We start from the raw sequence: 16,226 nt of genomic DNA on the forward strand, positions 1-16,226 counted from the left end.
CTCCGGGGCCTCTTCCGTTTGTGGGGATGACCAAGGCACATCCTCAGGAATCTCATCACGGCCAGCCGGCGTCGTTTACGGGCCAGCCTCTTTCCGAGTTTGAGCAGCCGGACATGTTCCGGGATCTGCTGCGGCCAGAATTCCGCATGATGCGGATAGAGTGATCTGACTGGATCGTCCCAGGCGGGCAGGCGGCTCACGCAGTGTTTTTTTCGCAATGGCAAGGAATAGGGAATGAGCATCTGCTGCTCCCTTCAATTTTGATTTTGTTGAAGAGGTATTTGCAGATAGTCTCACGAGACGCGCCTATTCCCATGTTTTCTAATTGAAAACGAGATTTCAAAAATGAAACGAAATATCGATTGGGAAGATCTTCGACTGTTCCTGGCGGTCGCGAAAGCAGGCGGCCTTGCCGGAGCGGCTGACAAGACCGGCGTCAGTTCCGCAACGCTCGGCCGCCGGGTTGCCGCTCTGGAGAAAAGCCTCGACGTTCGCCTTGTGGAGCGCGAGGCGCGAGGTTACCAGCTGACCGCTGCCGCACATGATCTCCTGCGCTACCTGGAAGACATGGACCAGACCGCCCGCAGCATCGATGCGTGGAAAGAAGGAGAAGGCCTGCGCCGGAGGATCCGGATATCGGCGGGAGACTGGACCGCGCGGCTGCTCATCGACAACCTGTCGTCCTTCTGGACCCCTGACGCCGGCTGGCTGCCGGAAATCCTTGCGGATCTCAGAAACCGGGACATTGCCCGCCGGCAGATCGATATCGGTATCCGCAACAGCCGGCCAAAACAGGCCTGGTTGGCAGGACAGAAGGTTGGAAAGGTCCAATATGCCGCCTATCAGGCTGCAAAGGTTGCAAAGGGTGCAGGGCTTGGTTGGGTCGGGCTGGTGGAAGACGATGCCCATTCGCCGACGGGCCTCTGGTTGAAGGAGAACCATGGCACTGATGCGGTAATCACCGTCAACAAGGCCTCGCTTGCTCTTTCACTCGTACGAAAAGGCAATGCCCGCATGCTGTTGCCGACCTTTGTCGGCGATGCCTATCCCGATCTGATGCGCATCGAAGGCCCGTTTGACACCATGGAAACCGAGCGGTGGCTGGTCATGCATCAGGACGAGCGTCATGAACCAACAGTTCGCCAGGCCGTATCCGCTCTCACGAAGTTCTTGAAACAGAACCCGATTTTGTCTTCGTTCTCCTGAATAATTCACAGAACAGTGAAAGCAGAAATGGGTGAAAGCCTGGCTCCTTGAATCAATTTTAACGAAGCTCCATATTTAATCATGAAAGGAACCGGTTGGTTCCGGTCCGGATGCCTTGAAAGGGTCCGGGCGCAAGGTCGCTTCGACAAGGACTTTGAGGATGTCACGCATGTCAGCGTTTTCTAGCCCGTTCATGCTCGGGTTCGACGATATCGAGCGCGTGCTCGATCGCGTCTCCAAGGCCGCCAACGACGGTTATCCGCCCTATAACATCGAGAGACTTCCGAAAACAGAAGATCAAGGCGATGTCATTCGGATCACCCTGGCGGTGGCAGGGTTCACACGAGAGCAGCTTGAAGTCTCGGTAGAAGAGAGTCAGCTGGTCATCCGGGGTCGTCAGGTAGACGACAAGACCCGGCAGTATCTGCATCGCGGCATTGCCGCCCGTCAGTTCCAGCGGGCCTTTGTCCTGGCCGAGGGGATCGAGATCCTCGGAGCCGACTTGAAAGATGGGCTCCTGTCCATCGACCTGGCACGCCCGGAACCGGAGCGTGTCATCAGAAAAATAGAAATCTCCAGCGGCGAATGAACGCTCGTCGGCCAACATATGGAGAATGACTGATGCAAAACCCCAATAGCCCGTCATGGGCAGACCGCACGCTACTTTCCGAATTCATGTCGGTCGATGAACTGACCGAACTGGGCACCGGAGATGTCGCCTACATCAAGCCGATCAAGGCCCGGGATCTGAAGGAAATGTTTCCGGATGTCCCGCCGCTGCACGACAACATGACGCTTTACGCGCTTCTCAACGCGGACGGTACGCCGATCCTGCTGGCAGACAGCCGCGAAGCTGCCGTTGCCAATGCCTTTGAAGCAGAACTGGAAATGGCGTCACTGCACTGACGTCAACTGACAAGACTGCGAAACGAATGCGACACCGGCCATCTGGCCGGTGTTTTGTTTTTGAGGCCCTGTATTGAGCGGGCACCGGTTTCACTGCTTCACAGGTGAGCGCTTCCAAATGGTGAAGCTCGGGGCCTTTGGTTATCGAATGAAGGTATTCCCCACAAACGAAACGCCCGCAGAAGCAGGACTTCTGCGGGCGCTCTTGTGTCGGGCAGGAGGCCGGCGCCTGATCAGGTGAGGGCCGGTTCCCGGGTTTCGGCCTTTGCCTTGGCTGCAGGTTCACCGCCATCTGCGGGAGGTGTCTTCGGTCGTTCGGACGGTCCGGTGGAGGAGGTCGCAGGCGGTTTGCGCCAGGGCTGGCTCTTGTACCAGCCAGCCACATAGGCAACGGCAATCAGCGCCAGGAAACCGAGCAGGTTCGACAGGATCTGCGGAAGCCATTCGCCGCGGCCCCAGACCATGTCGCGCAGGATGCCCGCAGCCTGGGCAATGACCAGGCTTGCCATGAACACGGGCAGTGACTGCTGTCCGACCTTCTGGACAACGCGCACGAAGCGGCCCCAGATCTCGCCATGTCCGAGAAGGCGTCTGCCGTGCTCGCCCGCGGCAACCCAGGCCAGATAGGCAAGGGCAAGGAAGTGCAGGTAGCGGAACAGGCCGAATTCCGTCTTGATCCAGAGCGGCTTGATGATCTCGCGGATTTCGCGGGCCCAGACCAGGTTCAGGTGATTTTCCTGATAGGCGCGGAAGTAGGCGAAGGGAACCGTGGCAACAAGCACCACCGCGCAAAGCACGATCAACGTCTTGCTGACGGGAGGTGCCGGTATCCAGCCGCGCATGAACGCAAAGCCGGTGAAGAACAGCATTTGCCAGGCGAAGGGATTGAAGAACCATTCCCGGTCCGACCAGGGCTCGGCCGGCAGGCTCAGAAGGTCGAACTGGGCAGCCAGCCACAGGCCGATCGACAATGCGAAAGCGCCCGGCACGGAATAGCGGGCGACAAGCATGATCGCCGGGATCAGCGACAGGATCACCACATACATCGGCAGAATGTCGAAGTAGTTTGGCACCCAGGTCATCGTCAGCAAGCCGGGCAGGGCCATTTCGGCGTTGTCATAGAGATGCAGGAGGTTGAGCGAGGCGACATAATTTTCTTCCAGGCCGCAGCACTCAGCCAGGTAACCGCTGTTCTGAAGCATGACAAGGCCGACGGCGAGGACCAGGAACTGGCCGATATGCGCCCAGTACACCTGCCACATGCGGTGCAGGATGCGTGCTGCCCCCATGCCCCAGCCATGAACGTCGAAGATCTTGCCGAAGGCGAGCGCGGAGGCCATGCCCGAACAGAAGACGAAGATTTCAGTCGCATCGGAAAACCCGAACCGGGCGGGAATCCAGAGCGTCCACCAGTTCCAGGGCAGGTGGGCAACGTAGATAATGAACATTCCAAGGCCGCGGAAGAAATCTAACCGCGGATCGCGTGGGCGTTTCGTTTGTGTGTGAGCGTTCACGTTGGGTCCAGAGATAATTGGTCAGTCGAGTGCCGGCAGTGGGTCAGACCGAGCCGGTGGCCCTGAGTTTTTGGTCTTCCATCACTCGGTGGGCGCGGTGCATTTTGTCGCATATTTCAAGACGTTGTTCGGCGAATCTGTCCAGTGCACCGCGTTTGTGCGTCCGGCTGTTGAGCAGCCGTTCCGCATCTTCCGGCATGCCTGCCCGCAGGGCTGCATCGATTGTGATTCGCTCGAAGACATCGCGCTGAGCGTGCGAGCCGCCGACCATGTATAGATTGTCTCTCGCCGAGTCCAGCAGGGCAAAGGCGGAGGCATAATTGCCCTTCCGGTACTGTTCCAGGCCGAGGCCGGTCGGCAGTCCGGTTTCCGCGGTGATCCGGCCAAGATCCGTTTCGGTTTGCGCCCGTTCCTTCAGTCCGGTCAGCAACCGCTCGGCACCCATGCGGCGGCCACCGTTCAATAGGGCCAGCAGGTAATGCAGGTCGGCGAAGACATTGCAGCCGTCTTCGGCGCGCTTGTCGGACAAAAGTGCCAGCTCGTCCCAGCGAGGGCCGGTATCGACCCCTTCAAGCTCCAGGCGAACAAGCAGCGAGGCCGCATTGGAAATGTCGCGGTAGTCGTCGGTCTTGTCCTTGCGGATGTCGGTGTCATAGAGCGCAAGTGCCTTGTCGGCCTGGCCCTGGTCCAGATACATCAACGCCAGGTGCCACCAAACGTGATAGCCGAAGTTGTTGCAGTGGGCCCAGCCTTCCGGCTGTGTTTCCAGCCAGCCGGCCCCTTCTTCGGAGCGACCGGTCATGTCGTGCACATGGGCGACGGCGTGAAGGCCCCAGGCATCATCGCGGGCAAATTCCAGTCCCTTGCGGCCGGCAGCTTCTGCCAGGCGGTAGTCGCCGGTTTCTTCCAGAGAAAACGCCCGGCAGCCAAGCATGTAGCCATAGGCCGGGTGGGTTTCGCCATAGGCCGCATGCACCCGCTCGATCGACTGGCGCATGCCCGTGGCATCGCCCAGCACGAAGCGGATCGCGTGAACCAGTTTCATGATCAGGGCATCTTCGGGAACCGTCACCAGCACGGTATCTAGAAGGTCGGCAGATCTTGTGGGATATCCCTGCAACCAGGATCCGAGGGCGTCGACCACGGCAAGTTCGCGTGCCGTGACCGGCGTATGCTGGACCGAGGTTCTGGCAATCGCCAGGCATTCCTGTGCCGTCGCGGTCAGTTCCTTTCGGCCAAGCAGCAGGCAGAAAATCCCGCGTGCTGCATGCCCAAGCGCGAAGTCCGGCGCCAGGGCGAGGCATGTCTCGAGATGTTGGGGAGTAGTCCTGCCATGCGCCAGAAAGGCTTTCACGGTCTCGTTCCAGGCGGTCAAGGCTTCCTTGTCCGACAGGGTAAGCTCATATCCGAATTGATCAGTTAGACGCATAACAGGCCTTTTTGTTTCTCATTCCGGTCCTCTGAAACCGGGTCCCGCCAACTGCGGCTGTAAATGGCCGGATGGCTGAATTTCCTATCCAAAATCCGCAGGCGGCACTTGAACTGCAAAACACAAAAAGGTGTTGGCAATGTGTAGGTGAAGAAAAGATACCTTCGTTGCGAAATTAAGGCGGGAAGTGCAAGTCTTCGTATCGGGGTTTTAAAGTCGGATCTGCGCGGGAGCAGGAACACATGGCCTTGGCCATCGGGAAAACTCAAGCAGCCGTCGTCGCCATTGCGGGCGGCCTTCTGGCCATGGTCGCACTGGGGGCCTATGGCGAAGCCGGACCGCGCCAGGCCGTGGCGGTCCTGATCGGCGGTCTCGCAGGCCTGTCGCTCTATCATGCAAGCTTTGGTTTCACGGCCGCATGGCGACGGATCGTCACCGAAAAACGCGGCGGTGGGCTCAGGGCGCAATTCGTTCTCATTCTTCTGACCAGCGCGGTTTCCTTTCCCCTGATTGCCTGGGGGCATGCGCTTGGCTGGCCCACGGGCGGCTTCGTCTTTCCCTTCGGGGTGGCGGCTGCCTTCGGTGCCTTCCTGTTCGGTCTCGGCATGCAACTGGGCGGCGGCTGTGGATCCGGCACGCTGTTTACCGCCGGTGGCGGCTCCACCCGCATGATGATTACCCTGGCGTGCTTTGTCCTCGGGTCAGTGGCTGCCACGGCGCATCTGCATCTCTGGGGCCGCTTGCCCAAATTGCCGCCGATGTCCCTCATCCGGGAATTCGGTCCGCATGGCGCTTTTCTTCTGACCGCGCTCATCCTCGGCCTGTTGGCAATTGCAACCATCATCATAGAGCGGCGCGCTCATGGCTCGATTGCCCAACCGAAGCCGACAGTTTCGTTTCTCAGTGGTCCCTGGTCCCCCATGCTGGGTGCGGTGATGCTGGCGATCGTCGGCATTGCCACATTCGTGGTGATTGGACGTCCCTGGGGCATCACCTCTGCCTTTGCGCTTTGGGGCGGCAAGCTTTTTCACGCGGCAGGCGTGCCGGTGGACAGCTGGCCCTACTGGACCTGGCAGCGCGGAGCTTTGGAAAACCCCGTGCTGCGCGACACGACCTCCGTCATGGACTTCGGCATCATTCTGGGTGCAATGGCGGCAGCGGGCCTCGCCGGACGCTTTGCTCCGGTCTGGCGTCTGAACCGCCGCGACGTGCTGACGGCGATCGCGGGCGGGTTGATGATGGGCTACGGCGCCCGCCTGGCGTATGGCTGCAATATCGGTGCTTACCTGGGCGGTCTGGCGTCGGGCTCGCTGCACGGCTGGCTGTGGCTGGTCTTTGGCTTCCTCGGCAGTCTTGCCGGAACCCGCGTGCGCTTGCGGCTTGGCATGGACTGAAGACGTCCTGAAGCACACCGCATTGTGACGCGTTCGTGAGGCAGGCCCCGCTAGAGTGCGCGGCATTGCAACATCGCCTGCGGGAGAAAGAAGATGCGTCTGTTTGCCCTGGTTGTCGTCACAAGCCTGTTTGCCGTCGGATTGGCCAGAGCGGACAGCCTGACCGATCGCGAAGGCTGGCAGGTCCTGCCCACGACCAAAAGTTACCCCGCGCTGGTTGATGATCTCAAAAGTGCGATCGAGGGAGAAGGCATGTTGCTGGTAACCCAGGCCAGTGCCTCGGACGGTGCGAAGGGCAGGGGAATTACCATTCCCGGCAACCGCATCATTGGCGTCTATCGCAATGATTATGCCGTCCGGATGCTGGAAGCCTCTGTTGCCGCGGGTATCGAAGCACCGATCCGGTTCTATGTCACCGAAAACACCGACGGCACCGCAACGCTTTCCTGGAAAACGCCCGGTTTTGTCTTCGCACCCTACATGGACGAGGGCGGCCCGGCCTTGCAAGAACTTGCAAGGGAACTCGATCAGGTCTTCACATCTATCGCCGACAAGGCTGTTGCCGCACAGTGACAGTCCTGTGAATTGCGTAATCGATTGGCAACCACGCCTTGTTTTTGGGCTTGTGAAACTGTCTGGGCGACCCCACACTCTTAGTGTGTTCAACAACTGAAAGGAGGTGTGCCCATGTCTAATGAGTATCGGTGCGTGGCCCAAGTGTCTGGGCGGAATCGAACGGTGCTGGAGCAGCCTCTGGTAGTGAGAGATTTCGCTGGGATCTGATCCGGGACTTGTGTCACGTCGATCTCATGGGAGGGCCGCTAGCGCGGCCCTCTTTTGTTTTTGAAGCCTCGTTGGCCTGTTGAGGGCCTACCTCGTTCCATATTTCAGACGGTCATCCCGGACGCAGCGCAGCGGAGATCCGGGATCTTGGGGGCTGGACAGCCGACCGGCGTCCTGACGGAACTCAGATCAGGCCGACAGACTTGCGTACATCCTCGTCGCGCAGCGAGCAATCCACACCCCGGTAGGCATCGCCCGCGGGCGTGCACAGCCAGCAGATGGCTTCACCGACCCAACTGGCCGGAATATGTACCGACGGATCCAGCTGGCTGACCGGGTTCAGTCCGGAGGCCTTGATATCGACCTGCATCTGCGTTGCGACCGTGCCCGGGCTGAGGCCGACGATGCGCAGGCCCTTGTCACCGAATTCCTTGTCCGCACAGCGGGTGAGGGAAAGCGCAGCCGCCTTGGAAGCACAGTAATGGCTCCAGCCTTCCAGCGCACTGACCGCAGCTCCCGAGCTGATGTTGACAACGGTACCGACACCCTTGGCCAGCATATGCGGCGCCACGGCACGCAGGCCGTAGTAGACGCCCTTCACATTGATATCGATGACCTTGCCCCACTCCGCCGGATCACTGTCCTCGATCCGGGAGATCGGTTCGATCACGCCGGCATTGTTCACCAGGATGTCGAGGCCACCATAGGTGTCGATGGCCGTCTGTACTGCCTTGACCACCTCGTCATAATCCGCGACGTCGCAAACGACTGCCGTCGCATCGCGGCCTTCCGCGCGGATTTCGCCGGCGATGCGTTCGATATCCGTGCCGGAGCGTGCCGCCAGAAGGACCTTGGCACCATATTTCGCCAGGCTGCGGGCGGCAGCTTCTCCAATGCCTCGGCTCGCGCCTGTCACCAGGGCAACTTGTCCCGACAAATCAAACATGTAACGTTCCCGTTCTGGATGGGCCTTTACGGCCTCTGGACCTGCCGGTATTCGCGGACGTTCGCACAAACGCCGGAATGCGGGCGGGTTCTGACAAAGGTTCGAGCGTCCTGCATTCAGCGGAATTCAGGAGGCTCTGGTTGATCGACAGCGGACATTAGTGCGGTCGGCCGTGAGAATAAACAGCTTGTTTGCAACAGCATCGTGCGGCATCTGCACGAATGATCCAGCCAGCGCGCACAGCGTATGCCGGTCAGTTCGCAAGGAAACAGGGGAAGCCGATGGCGGACACGAAGCGGAGTTTGCAGACGATCCTGCGCCAGCTCTATTTTGGCGACACGGTCGGGTCGCGGGCCTTCCGGTATGCGCTTTTGCTGTTCGACCTGGTCACCATCGGTTATTTCATCGTCTCGTCGATGATTGACAAGGACCGCATCCATCATGAGCTGGATTATGCGATCGCCGCGGTTCTTGCGCTCGACTATGTTGCGCGTCTGATCGCCGAAAGACGGCGGACCAAATACCTCTTCAGCTTCACATCGCTTGCTGATCTTGTGGTGATCGTCTCTCTGGTCGCTCCGGCCTTCTTCGAGAATTTCGCCTTCCTGCGCGTTGTGCGCATGCTGCGGCTGATGCGCTCCTATCACCTGCTCAAGGAGCTGCGTCAGGCGTCGAAATGGTTCCGCCGCAACGAGGAGATTTTTCAGTCGGGCATCAACCTGATCGTCTTCATTTTTGTCGTGACGGCCCTGGTCTTCGTGGTCGAGAACGACCGCAACGCCAACATCAACAACTATCTCGACGCGCTCTATTTCACCGTAACCACGCTGACGACAACCGGCTTCGGCGACATCACCATGACCGACAGCGTCGGCCGGCTGATGACGGTGGTGATCATGATCTTCGGCGTCGCCCTGTTCCTGCGACTGGTGCAGACGATCTTCCGCCCGGCCAAGGTCAATCTGTCGTGCCCCGATTGCGGTCTCAACAGGCACGATCCGGATGCGGTGCACTGCAAGCATTGTGGCCGAATTCTAAATATTCCGACTGAAGGCACATGGGACTAGCCACCTTGCAGGCCTTAAGCCCTCTCGCCGATTTGTGAAGACGAACCGCTGGACAAACGCTGTCCGGGAGCCATCCTTACCGGCGGAGCGGGGCAATGGTTTTTACCGTGCAAGGAGCACTTCATGTCATTGGCGACAGTTACCGGTTTTTCCAGACGCCTCGGCCTGCTGGCGGGCATCGTGGTTCTGGCTCTGGGCGCGTTCGGCGCACCATTGCAGGCGGCAGGCACCGCGGCCTGCGGCGAGGAAAAACCCTGCGACGTCACGAACGGCGAATATTTCATCCACCTGCCGGAGAACCGGCCGGCCGACAAGCCTCTGGGTGCAATCTTCTTCCTGCATGGCCATCGCGGCAAGGCGATCAACGAGATCCGCAACCAGAGCTTCCGCAAGATGGCGGACGATCTGGGTGTTGCCTTCGTTGCGGTTCAGGGCATGAACGGCACCTGGTCTTTCCCGACAGCGCCGCGCAACCTGCGGAACGAACCGGCGTTCTTCGACAGCGTCCTTCAGGATCTGTCCGACCGCTTCGGCATCGACCGAAGCCGCACCATGCTGTCCGGCTTTTCTTCCGGCGGTTTCATGACCTGGTACATGGCCTGCGAGGATTCCGGCATGTTTGCAGGATATGCGCCGATTGCGGGCGCCTTCTGGGAACCTTTGCCGCAGTCCTGCGTGACGGAGACCCCCTATCTTTTCCACGTGCATGGCACGTCGGACACGGTTGTGCCGCTCGAGGGACGCTGGCTTGGCGGGGGCAAGTGGAAACAGGGGGACGTTTTCAAGAGTTTCGACGTCTGGCGCCGCAAGGACGGTCTCTCTGAAACCGCGCCGAAGACCCATACCGAAGGCAACCTCACCTGTGAAACCTGGCAGCCGAAACACGGCTTCCTGGAGCTTTGCCTCCACGACGGTGGCCACAGCGTGAGCGCCAGCTGGATCAAACGCGCCTGGAACGAGCTTGCCGAGATGAAGGGCTGGACGACCTAGGCAAGAACGAGGCGTGCGCTGAGCCAAGTTGGATTTCAAGGCATGACGAACTGGATGGGGGCACCAAAGATGGTTGGATATTCATAGGGTTGGAAACTGACCTGCCGCAAGAAAACCCTCTCCGTCGTCCTCCCGGGCGAGCACCGCGAGACCCGGGGTCTGCTCGTTTCCAGGGCATCAATTGTCTCGCAACCGCTTCTCCTGGCGCTTAGGTGCGTTGATCCCGACACTCCCTTTGCCCGGTCTGGGCCATTCCTCTGCCTGCCAGACGTTCTTTTCCGAACGCCCCTCCTTCCCGTTTTCTAACGAGAAAGTGAGGCGGCTTGTCCGGGGGGCTGATGCTGGCTTGTTGACGGCGCCCATCAGCCTGTGGCCTTTACCGGGAAACGTCATTTTGAAGGTGAGCCTTGTCCCAGCCGTCTCCTGCCGCATCCGGCGCCTTGTCCGGCCTTGTTGTCCTCGACCTTTCCCGCATTCTCGCCGGACCGACCTGCACCCAGATCCTGGGCGATCTCGGTGCGGAGGTGATCAAGATCGAACGGCCGGGCCGGGGGGACGACACGCGCGGTTGGGGACCGCCCTTCCTGAAAGATGGTGAGGGCAGGGAGACCGGCGAAAGCGCCTATTACCTTTCCTCCAATCGCAACAAGGCGTCCGTCGCCATTGATCTCGCCAGCCCCGAAGGGCAGCGGCTGATTGCCGATCTGGCGGCAAAGGCCGACATCCTGGTGGAGAACTTCAAGGTCGGCGACCTGAAGCGGCGTGGGCTTGACTATGACACGCTGAAGGTCCGCAACCCGCGCCTGATATATTGTTCCATAACCGGCTTCGGGCAGACCGGCCCCTACGCGCAGCGGGCAGGATATGATTTCCTGATCCAGGGCATGGGCGGGATCATGTCGCTGACAGGCTTTGCGGATGAGGATGGCGGTACGGAAACCAAATGCGGCGTCGGCATCGCCGACGTCATGTGCGGGATGTATGCGACCGTCTCCATCCTCGCTGCACTCAACCACCGCAACAGCACCGGAGAAGGTCAGTCCATCGATATCTCGCTGCTGGATGCCCAGGTTTCCTGGCTGATCAACCAGGGTGTGGCCTATCTTACCTCCGGCAAGGTGCCGGGCCGCCTCGGCAACGGCCATCCCACCATCGTTCCCTACGAGACGTTTCCGGCAAGCGACCAGTCCTTCATTCTGGCGGTTGGCAATGACAGCCAGTTCCGCAAGTTCTGCAAGGTTGCCGGTGCGCCGGAACTGGCCGAAGATCCGCGTTATGCTAGGAATGCCGACCGGGTGCGCAACCGTGCGGAGCTGGTCCCGAAGATCCGCCGTCTGACAATCGAGAAGGCCGCGGCAGAGTGGATTGCCGAGCTTGAAGCTGAAGGCGTTCCCTGCGGCCCGGTGAACGATCTGGAACAGGTTTTTGCCGATCCGCAGGTGCTGGCGCGCCAGATGCGCATCACCCTGCCGCATCCGCTTGGCGGCGAAGTCGACCTGATCGGCTCGCCCATCAACCTGGAAAAGACGCCGGTTGCCTACCGCAGCGCGCCACCGCTTGTGGGAGCGGATACTGCGGATGTTCTGACCCGTCTGCTCGGACTTGGTGCAGACACCCTTTCCGATCTTGCCGGCAGAGGCATTCTCGACCTCGGCCCAACCCCGCCAGACACGGCGACTGAAGGACACAGCAGCAAATGACCACCGGTGCGGATATCATCGCAGGCAAACTTCAGGCGGCAGGCTGCCGTCACGCCTTCGGCATTCCGGGCGGCGAGGTGCTAGCCCTCATGCAGGCGCTGAACGAGGCGGGCCTCAACTTCGTGCTGGTGAAGCACGAGAATGCGGGTGGCTTCATGGCCGAAGGCGGCTGGCATGCCGACGGCGCGCCAGGCGTGCTTCTGGCAACGCTCGGGCCGGGAGCGGCCAATGCGGTCAACGTCGTTGCCAATGCCTGGCAGGACCGGGTGCCGCTGATCTTCCTCACCGGGTGTGTCGACCAGGGAGAGGCGGAAAGCTACACCCACCAGGTGTTCGATCATCAACAGTTGCTGCGCCCCATCGTCAAGGCCAGCTTCTCTGCTCGCCTGGGGGCGCTGGACGTGATGATGGAAAAGGCACTGGCCATTGCGCTCGACGGCCAGCCTGGCCCGGTGCACATCGACGTACCGATCCGTGTTGCCGAGGGGGACACACAGGAAGCCTGGAGCCGTGTGTTCCAGTCTTCACCGGTCGCAACCGCACCGGTGCCCGGCCCGGATCTCGACACTGCGCTGGACCTTTTCAGAAAGGCCGAACGGCCGATTGCGATCGCCGGTGTCGATGCCGTCAACGAGGCAGCTTCGGCTGCAATTTCCGAATTCTGCGAAGCGTTTCAAATCCCCCTTGTCACCAGCTACAAGGGCAAGGGCCTGCTCGACGAAAACAATCCGCTTGCCCTTGGCGGAGCCGGCCTCTCACCCAAGGCCGATGGCCTGCTGCTGCCGCTCATCAACAAGAGCGACTGCATTCTGCTGCTCGGCTACGACCCCATCGAGATGCGCATCAACTGGCGCAATCCGTGGGATGCCGACGCGCCTGTGGTCGATATCACCCCGGTGCTGCGCACCCATGGCATGCACAGCGTGCGATCAACGCTGCGCAGTGCCGTGCAGCCGGCGCTGGATCTATTGGGCGCTGCGCGCCAGCCGGCAAAGCCCTCCTGGCCGGAAGGCGAACCCGCCGCCGTCCGGGCCGAGCTGGACAAGGCCTTCGCACCAGAAGCGTCCGGCTGGGGCCCGGGCACGGTCTTCCACACGCTGCGCGCGGCCTTGCCGGCCGACACGGTGGCAACTGCCGACAGCGGTGCTCACCGCATTCTTGTCAGCCAGATCTGGCGCTGTCCGATGCCTCGTCAGATGCTGCAGTCTTCCGCGCTCTGCACCATGGGCTGCGCCGTGCCGCTGGCCATGGGCCACCGCGTGGTCGAAGGGGCATCCCCTGTGATTGCCTTTGTTGGCGACGCAGGTCTGGAAATGTGCCTTGGTGAACTTTCCACCCTGCGTGACCTCAAGATACCCGTCATCATCTGTGTGCTGGTCGACACAAGCCTGTCGCTGATCGAGTTGAAGCAGCGCTCCAGCCAGCGCCCGAATGTGGGTGTGGATTTCGGCGAAACGGATTTCCCGGCCGTCGCCAGGGCCTATGGCGGCCACGGTGTGTGGGTGGAGGATGCAGAAACTTTGCACCGTGAGGCCGAGGACGCGCTCGCCCGCGAAGGTTTCACCCTGCTGGCCTGCCGGATTGAGCGGCGGGCATATGACGGGACGTTTTAGAGAGGGCTAGACCTAGCTGAGATTTGCGCAATGTCTCTGGACGTCACGATTTGATTAGCCAGTGGAAGGCATCCCGGAGAAAGGCCTGGCCGTTTTCGGACACCGGGGTGCCGTGCGCGATCAGAACCCTCTTGCTGGGCCAGTCCAAGATTTGCCGCACGGCAAACCGGGCGGCATCCCGGTTCGTGAAAGCGAGCCGGAATTTCCGTGGAACGGAAGGCGTTTGCCTTGTCATCAGGTCGAGGCGGGCTACCAGGGCACGCCATCCCTTGAACCAGCCCGGTGAAAACTGCTGCAGCAGATCCGCGAAGATAGCCGTGCCACTGGCCCGGTGGAACAATACGGCTTCGCTGGTAATCTGGTTCCCTGGAACCACCACGACATCAATCTCTGCCTGCCAGCCGGGCACCGTGATGCCGGCGAGTTCGCCAGCGAAGACAAGATCCGGGCGCTTTTTACGCAGACCCGGTGGTGCGAGAATTGCGGCGTCGGGATAGGCCTGCTGCCATTCGGCAAGGAAGGTGTCATGCAGACTGTTCGGCGGAACGATGTAGCGGACCGTGCCGAGCGCATCGACGGCAGAACCGAGCTCCGGAGAAAAGGCAACGGGCGACCAGACGACTAACCCTTCGCTGGAAAGGCGGATGATCACCATGCGCGTGGGATAGTGAAATCCGGCAGCGGCTCTCACCGTCGGGCCTTCCGCAATCCAGATTTCCGGTCCGAATTCCTCGAGCATCGCCTGGCTCCATTATTTACACGAGTATAAAATTACACTAGAGTATAAAAATGACAAGTCTGAAACGCACCGAGCGCTCGCGCGTACTCATCCTCGATGCTGCGGAAATCGCGTTTCGCGAACTTGGGTTCGAAGGGGCTACGGTTCATGTGATTGCCGAGCGCGCAGGGCTGACGCGCAAGACCGTCTATAATCTCTTCGGGTCGAAGGAAGACATTGCTCTCAGCCTCATAGCGCGGGTGGAAGCCCGGGACACAGACTATCGTGACCGCATGGCCGAGGGGCAGCATGCGGTAACGTTGCTCGAAGCGGTGTTGATAGACAGTGCCCATTGGTGCATGGCCAACCCCGCAGTGGCGCGGCTTGCACTGGTGCCGGTTCAAAGACCTTCCCTCGAGCCACCGTCAGACCGCCCCTCGTTTCAGGGGCTCGTGCGGGACATCCTGGCTCTCGGCCAGGCCCAGGGGCTGATCCGCAAGGATGAAGGGCCGGAATTCATGGCCCTGATCATACTGGGTGTCTATGGACAGGCCATGCTGAACGGTTTGCAGGCCGGCGTGGTTCCAGAGGCAGACATTCGCAAGATTGTGCGTCTTGTGGTGGAGGGCATTGGCGGAGTGACTGCCTGATGCATCCATGTGTAGCGACGCTGCCATTATTACCTAGTTCGCTAGCCTCCACGACGGGGCGAATTTTAATCAGTCTGGCAAGAAACCCTTAACCATCGAGCCTGAAACCGCCTGCCAAGCATTGTTACCCACTATCGGTGGTCGTGGGTGTCACACAATTTCCCCTATTCGCTGTGTCTGATTCACTTTCCGTGGGATGAGGAGTGATTGATGACGGAGAAGCGTGCCAGAACTGGCTACCCCTCTTTGGTGGTGGCCATATGTGGTTTTGTTGCACTTGGAGGTGTAATCGCGGTGCTCAGTGCCTGGTCGTTCGTCGGCCAGCGGCTGAAGGAAAGCCGCGACGCTGCACTTGCTGAAGCCGTCTCGGTCAGGGCCAGGGGCGTTGGGCTCGATTTTGCCCGTGAACTACACCAGGATTGGCGCAATCTTCGGCTTGTTGCGGTTGAGATGACAGGGCGCGGCGAGCCTGCCGTCAGAACAGCATTGGATCTGATCGTCGCCGAAAAGGAGCGTATCTCCTGGGCCGGTCTAGCGTCGGTCGATGGAAAGGTCCTGACGGCCTCGTCCGGCATGCTGGAAGGCGCCGATGTTTCTTCTCGTCCGTGGTTCACGAACGGCCTTGGCGGAGATTTCGCCGGGGATGTTCATCCGGCCGTTCTTCTGGCGGAGCTGCTACCTCCCATCGGAAACGAGCCGAGGCGCTTTCTCGATATGGCAACGCCTGTAACGGATGAGTTCGGGTCGGTCGAAGGGGTGTTGGCCTTCCATATCAATCACCACTGGGTCGAGCAGTATCTGTCTGAAACCGCCCATTCCATGGGGCTGGATGTCTATGTGATCGATCGGACAGGGAACATTGTTGCACGAACAGATGGCCTTTCCGAGCCGATCGACAAGCTGCAGAGTTTTCGGTCCGCAATGACCGGTGCCCGGCAAACCGGGGTGGAGAAATGGCCGGATGGCGCAACTTACTTCACGACAGTGATCCCGGTGCTCGGCTATGCGGACCTGCCCGCATTCGGCTGGAGCATGATCGCGCGCATCAATAACACTGCGCACCCCATCGGCGAATTCACGAACCTTTTCATCGTCTACTTCGTGACCCTCGGCATCGTCCTTGCCGCTCTTACGGCCTTGTTCATCCTGATTTTCGTTCGCCCTTTTCGCAAACTGGCAAAAACCGCCAGGGCTGTCATGCGCGGTGAGGACATCTACCCCTATGAAGCAAGGACCACGGCGGAAGCGAGCGTGCTGAGCGCTGCTGTCGCGCGGTTACAAAACAAGATGCAGCCGTAAGATCTTGTGCT

The 16,226-nt window shown here is 60.3% G+C and carries 15 protein-coding genes; 11 read left to right on the forward strand and 4 right to left on the reverse strand.

Annotation, left to right across the window (positions count from 1 at the left end):
- Positions 1-345: 345 nt before the first annotated feature.
- The 3 genes from ACVDG9_RS02320 to ACVDG9_RS02330 all read left to right on the forward strand — a co-directional run bounded on the left by ACVDG9_RS02320 (position 346) and on the right by ACVDG9_RS02330 (position 2,112).
- Positions 346-1,206 (forward strand): LysR family transcriptional regulator, encoded by an 861-nt coding sequence (locus ACVDG9_RS02320; protein WP_228870017.1) that lies wholly within the window; start codon positions 346-348, stop codon positions 1,204-1,206.
- A gap of 160 nt (positions 1,207-1,366) precedes the next feature.
- Entirely contained in the window at positions 1,367-1,795 is a 429-nt protein-coding gene (locus ACVDG9_RS02325) for an Hsp20 family protein (RefSeq protein WP_006934007.1), read from the forward strand.
- Positions 1,796-1,827: 32 nt separating this feature from the next.
- On the forward strand, positions 1,828-2,112 hold the full coding sequence (locus ACVDG9_RS02330; protein WP_031268868.1) for a BQ00720 family protein: 285 nt from the start codon (positions 1,828-1,830) through the stop codon (positions 2,110-2,112).
- 233 nt (positions 2,113-2,345) lie between these two features.
- Here ACVDG9_RS02330 and ACVDG9_RS02335 read toward each other — a convergent pair whose 3' ends face one another.
- Together ACVDG9_RS02335 and ACVDG9_RS02340 are read right to left on the reverse strand one after the other, a co-directional pair.
- Positions 2,346-3,626, reverse strand: a complete 1,281-nt coding sequence (locus tag ACVDG9_RS02335; protein WP_208984388.1) for an OpgC family protein — start codon at positions 3,624-3,626, stop codon at positions 2,346-2,348.
- Positions 3,627-3,669: 43 nt separating this feature from the next.
- Positions 3,670-5,055 carry a tetratricopeptide repeat protein gene (locus ACVDG9_RS02340; protein ID WP_055657352.1) on the reverse strand — a complete coding sequence of 462 codons (1,386 nt, stop codon included), beginning with the start codon at positions 5,053-5,055 and terminating at the stop codon, positions 3,670-3,672.
- Between the two features lie 242 nt (positions 5,056-5,297).
- On the opposite strand from ACVDG9_RS02340, the gene ACVDG9_RS02345 reads away from it, so the two are divergent.
- Both ACVDG9_RS02345 and ACVDG9_RS02350 read left to right on the forward strand, forming a co-directional pair.
- The gene (locus ACVDG9_RS02345; RefSeq protein ID WP_447237207.1) at positions 5,298-6,449 is read left to right on the forward strand and encodes a YeeE/YedE family protein; all 1,152 of its coding nucleotides are present in this window, start codon (positions 5,298-5,300) and stop codon (positions 6,447-6,449) included.
- Positions 6,450-6,542: 93 nt separating this feature from the next.
- Complete coding sequence (locus tag ACVDG9_RS02350; RefSeq protein ID WP_168691468.1) at positions 6,543-7,022, forward strand: DUF302 domain-containing protein; 480 nt, start codon at positions 6,543-6,545, stop codon at positions 7,020-7,022.
- A gap of 394 nt (positions 7,023-7,416) precedes the next feature.
- On the opposite strand, the gene ACVDG9_RS02355 is transcribed toward ACVDG9_RS02350, so the two are convergent.
- Positions 7,417-8,178, reverse strand: a complete 762-nt coding sequence (locus ACVDG9_RS02355) for an SDR family oxidoreductase (RefSeq protein WP_447237208.1) — start codon at positions 8,176-8,178, stop codon at positions 7,417-7,419.
- 281 nt (positions 8,179-8,459) lie between these two features.
- On the opposite strand from ACVDG9_RS02355, the gene ACVDG9_RS02360 reads away from it, so the two are divergent.
- The 4 genes from ACVDG9_RS02360 to ACVDG9_RS02375 all read left to right on the forward strand — a co-directional run bounded on the left by ACVDG9_RS02360 (position 8,460) and on the right by ACVDG9_RS02375 (position 13,548).
- Complete coding sequence (locus ACVDG9_RS02360; protein ID WP_447237209.1) at positions 8,460-9,245, forward strand: ion channel; 786 nt, start codon at positions 8,460-8,462, stop codon at positions 9,243-9,245.
- Between the two features lie 123 nt (positions 9,246-9,368).
- A complete protein-coding gene (locus tag ACVDG9_RS02365) occupies positions 9,369-10,235 on the forward strand; it encodes a CE1 family esterase (protein WP_447237210.1) in 867 nt (288 codons plus the stop codon).
- Positions 10,236-10,642: 407 nt separating this feature from the next.
- The gene (locus ACVDG9_RS02370) at positions 10,643-11,935 is read left to right on the forward strand and encodes a CaiB/BaiF CoA transferase family protein (RefSeq protein WP_447237211.1); all 1,293 of its coding nucleotides are present in this window, start codon (positions 10,643-10,645) and stop codon (positions 11,933-11,935) included.
- Entirely contained in the window at positions 11,932-13,548 is a 1,617-nt protein-coding gene (locus tag ACVDG9_RS02375) for a thiamine pyrophosphate-binding protein (RefSeq protein WP_447237212.1), read from the forward strand. The genes ACVDG9_RS02370 and ACVDG9_RS02375 overlap by 4 nt, the downstream gene beginning before the upstream one ends.
- A 43-nt stretch (positions 13,549-13,591) precedes the next feature.
- On the opposite strand, the gene ACVDG9_RS02380 is transcribed toward ACVDG9_RS02375, so the two are convergent.
- Entirely contained in the window at positions 13,592-14,287 is a 696-nt protein-coding gene (locus tag ACVDG9_RS02380) for a DUF4336 domain-containing protein (protein ID WP_447237213.1), read from the reverse strand.
- A 50-nt stretch (positions 14,288-14,337) separates the two neighbouring features.
- On the opposite strand from ACVDG9_RS02380, the gene ACVDG9_RS02385 reads away from it, so the two are divergent.
- Both ACVDG9_RS02385 and ACVDG9_RS02390 read left to right on the forward strand, forming a co-directional pair.
- Positions 14,338-14,916, forward strand: a complete 579-nt coding sequence (locus tag ACVDG9_RS02385; RefSeq protein ID WP_447237214.1) for a TetR/AcrR family transcriptional regulator — start codon at positions 14,338-14,340, stop codon at positions 14,914-14,916.
- 210 nt (positions 14,917-15,126) lie between these two features.
- Positions 15,127-16,215, forward strand: coding sequence for a cache domain-containing protein (locus ACVDG9_RS02390; RefSeq protein ID WP_447237215.1), 1,089 nt, complete (start codon positions 15,127-15,129; stop codon positions 16,213-16,215).
- Positions 16,216-16,226 lie beyond the last annotated feature (11 nt).

The sequence above is a fragment of the Roseibium sp. RP-7 genome (genome assembly GCF_053005225.1).

Coding starts and splice junctions, on each gene's coding strand:
- ACVDG9_RS02380 (WP_447237213.1), bottom strand. CDS start 14,287: ATGCTCGAGGAATTCGGACCGGAAATCTGGATTGCGGAAGGCCCGACG.
- ACVDG9_RS02345 (WP_447237207.1), top strand. CDS start 5,298: ATGGCCTTGGCCATCGGGAAAACTCAAGCAGCCGTCGTCGCCATTGCG.
- ACVDG9_RS02350 (WP_168691468.1), top strand. CDS start 6,543: ATGCGTCTGTTTGCCCTGGTTGTCGTCACAAGCCTGTTTGCCGTCGGA.
- ACVDG9_RS02340 (WP_055657352.1), bottom strand. CDS start 5,055: ATGCGTCTAACTGATCAATTCGGATATGAGCTTACCCTGTCGGACAAG.
- ACVDG9_RS02330 (WP_031268868.1), top strand. CDS start 1,828: ATGCAAAACCCCAATAGCCCGTCATGGGCAGACCGCACGCTACTTTCC.
- ACVDG9_RS02365 (WP_447237210.1), top strand. CDS start 9,369: ATGTCATTGGCGACAGTTACCGGTTTTTCCAGACGCCTCGGCCTGCTG.
- ACVDG9_RS02320 (WP_228870017.1), top strand. CDS start 346: ATGAAACGAAATATCGATTGGGAAGATCTTCGACTGTTCCTGGCGGTC.
- ACVDG9_RS02325 (WP_006934007.1), top strand. CDS start 1,367: ATGTCACGCATGTCAGCGTTTTCTAGCCCGTTCATGCTCGGGTTCGAC.
- ACVDG9_RS02360 (WP_447237209.1), top strand. CDS start 8,460: ATGGCGGACACGAAGCGGAGTTTGCAGACGATCCTGCGCCAGCTCTAT.
- ACVDG9_RS02355 (WP_447237208.1), bottom strand. CDS start 8,178: ATGTTTGATTTGTCGGGACAAGTTGCCCTGGTGACAGGCGCGAGCCGA.
- ACVDG9_RS02385 (WP_447237214.1), top strand. CDS start 14,338: ATGACAAGTCTGAAACGCACCGAGCGCTCGCGCGTACTCATCCTCGAT.
- ACVDG9_RS02390 (WP_447237215.1), top strand. CDS start 15,127: ATGACGGAGAAGCGTGCCAGAACTGGCTACCCCTCTTTGGTGGTGGCC.
- ACVDG9_RS02375 (WP_447237212.1), top strand. CDS start 11,932: ATGACCACCGGTGCGGATATCATCGCAGGCAAACTTCAGGCGGCAGGC.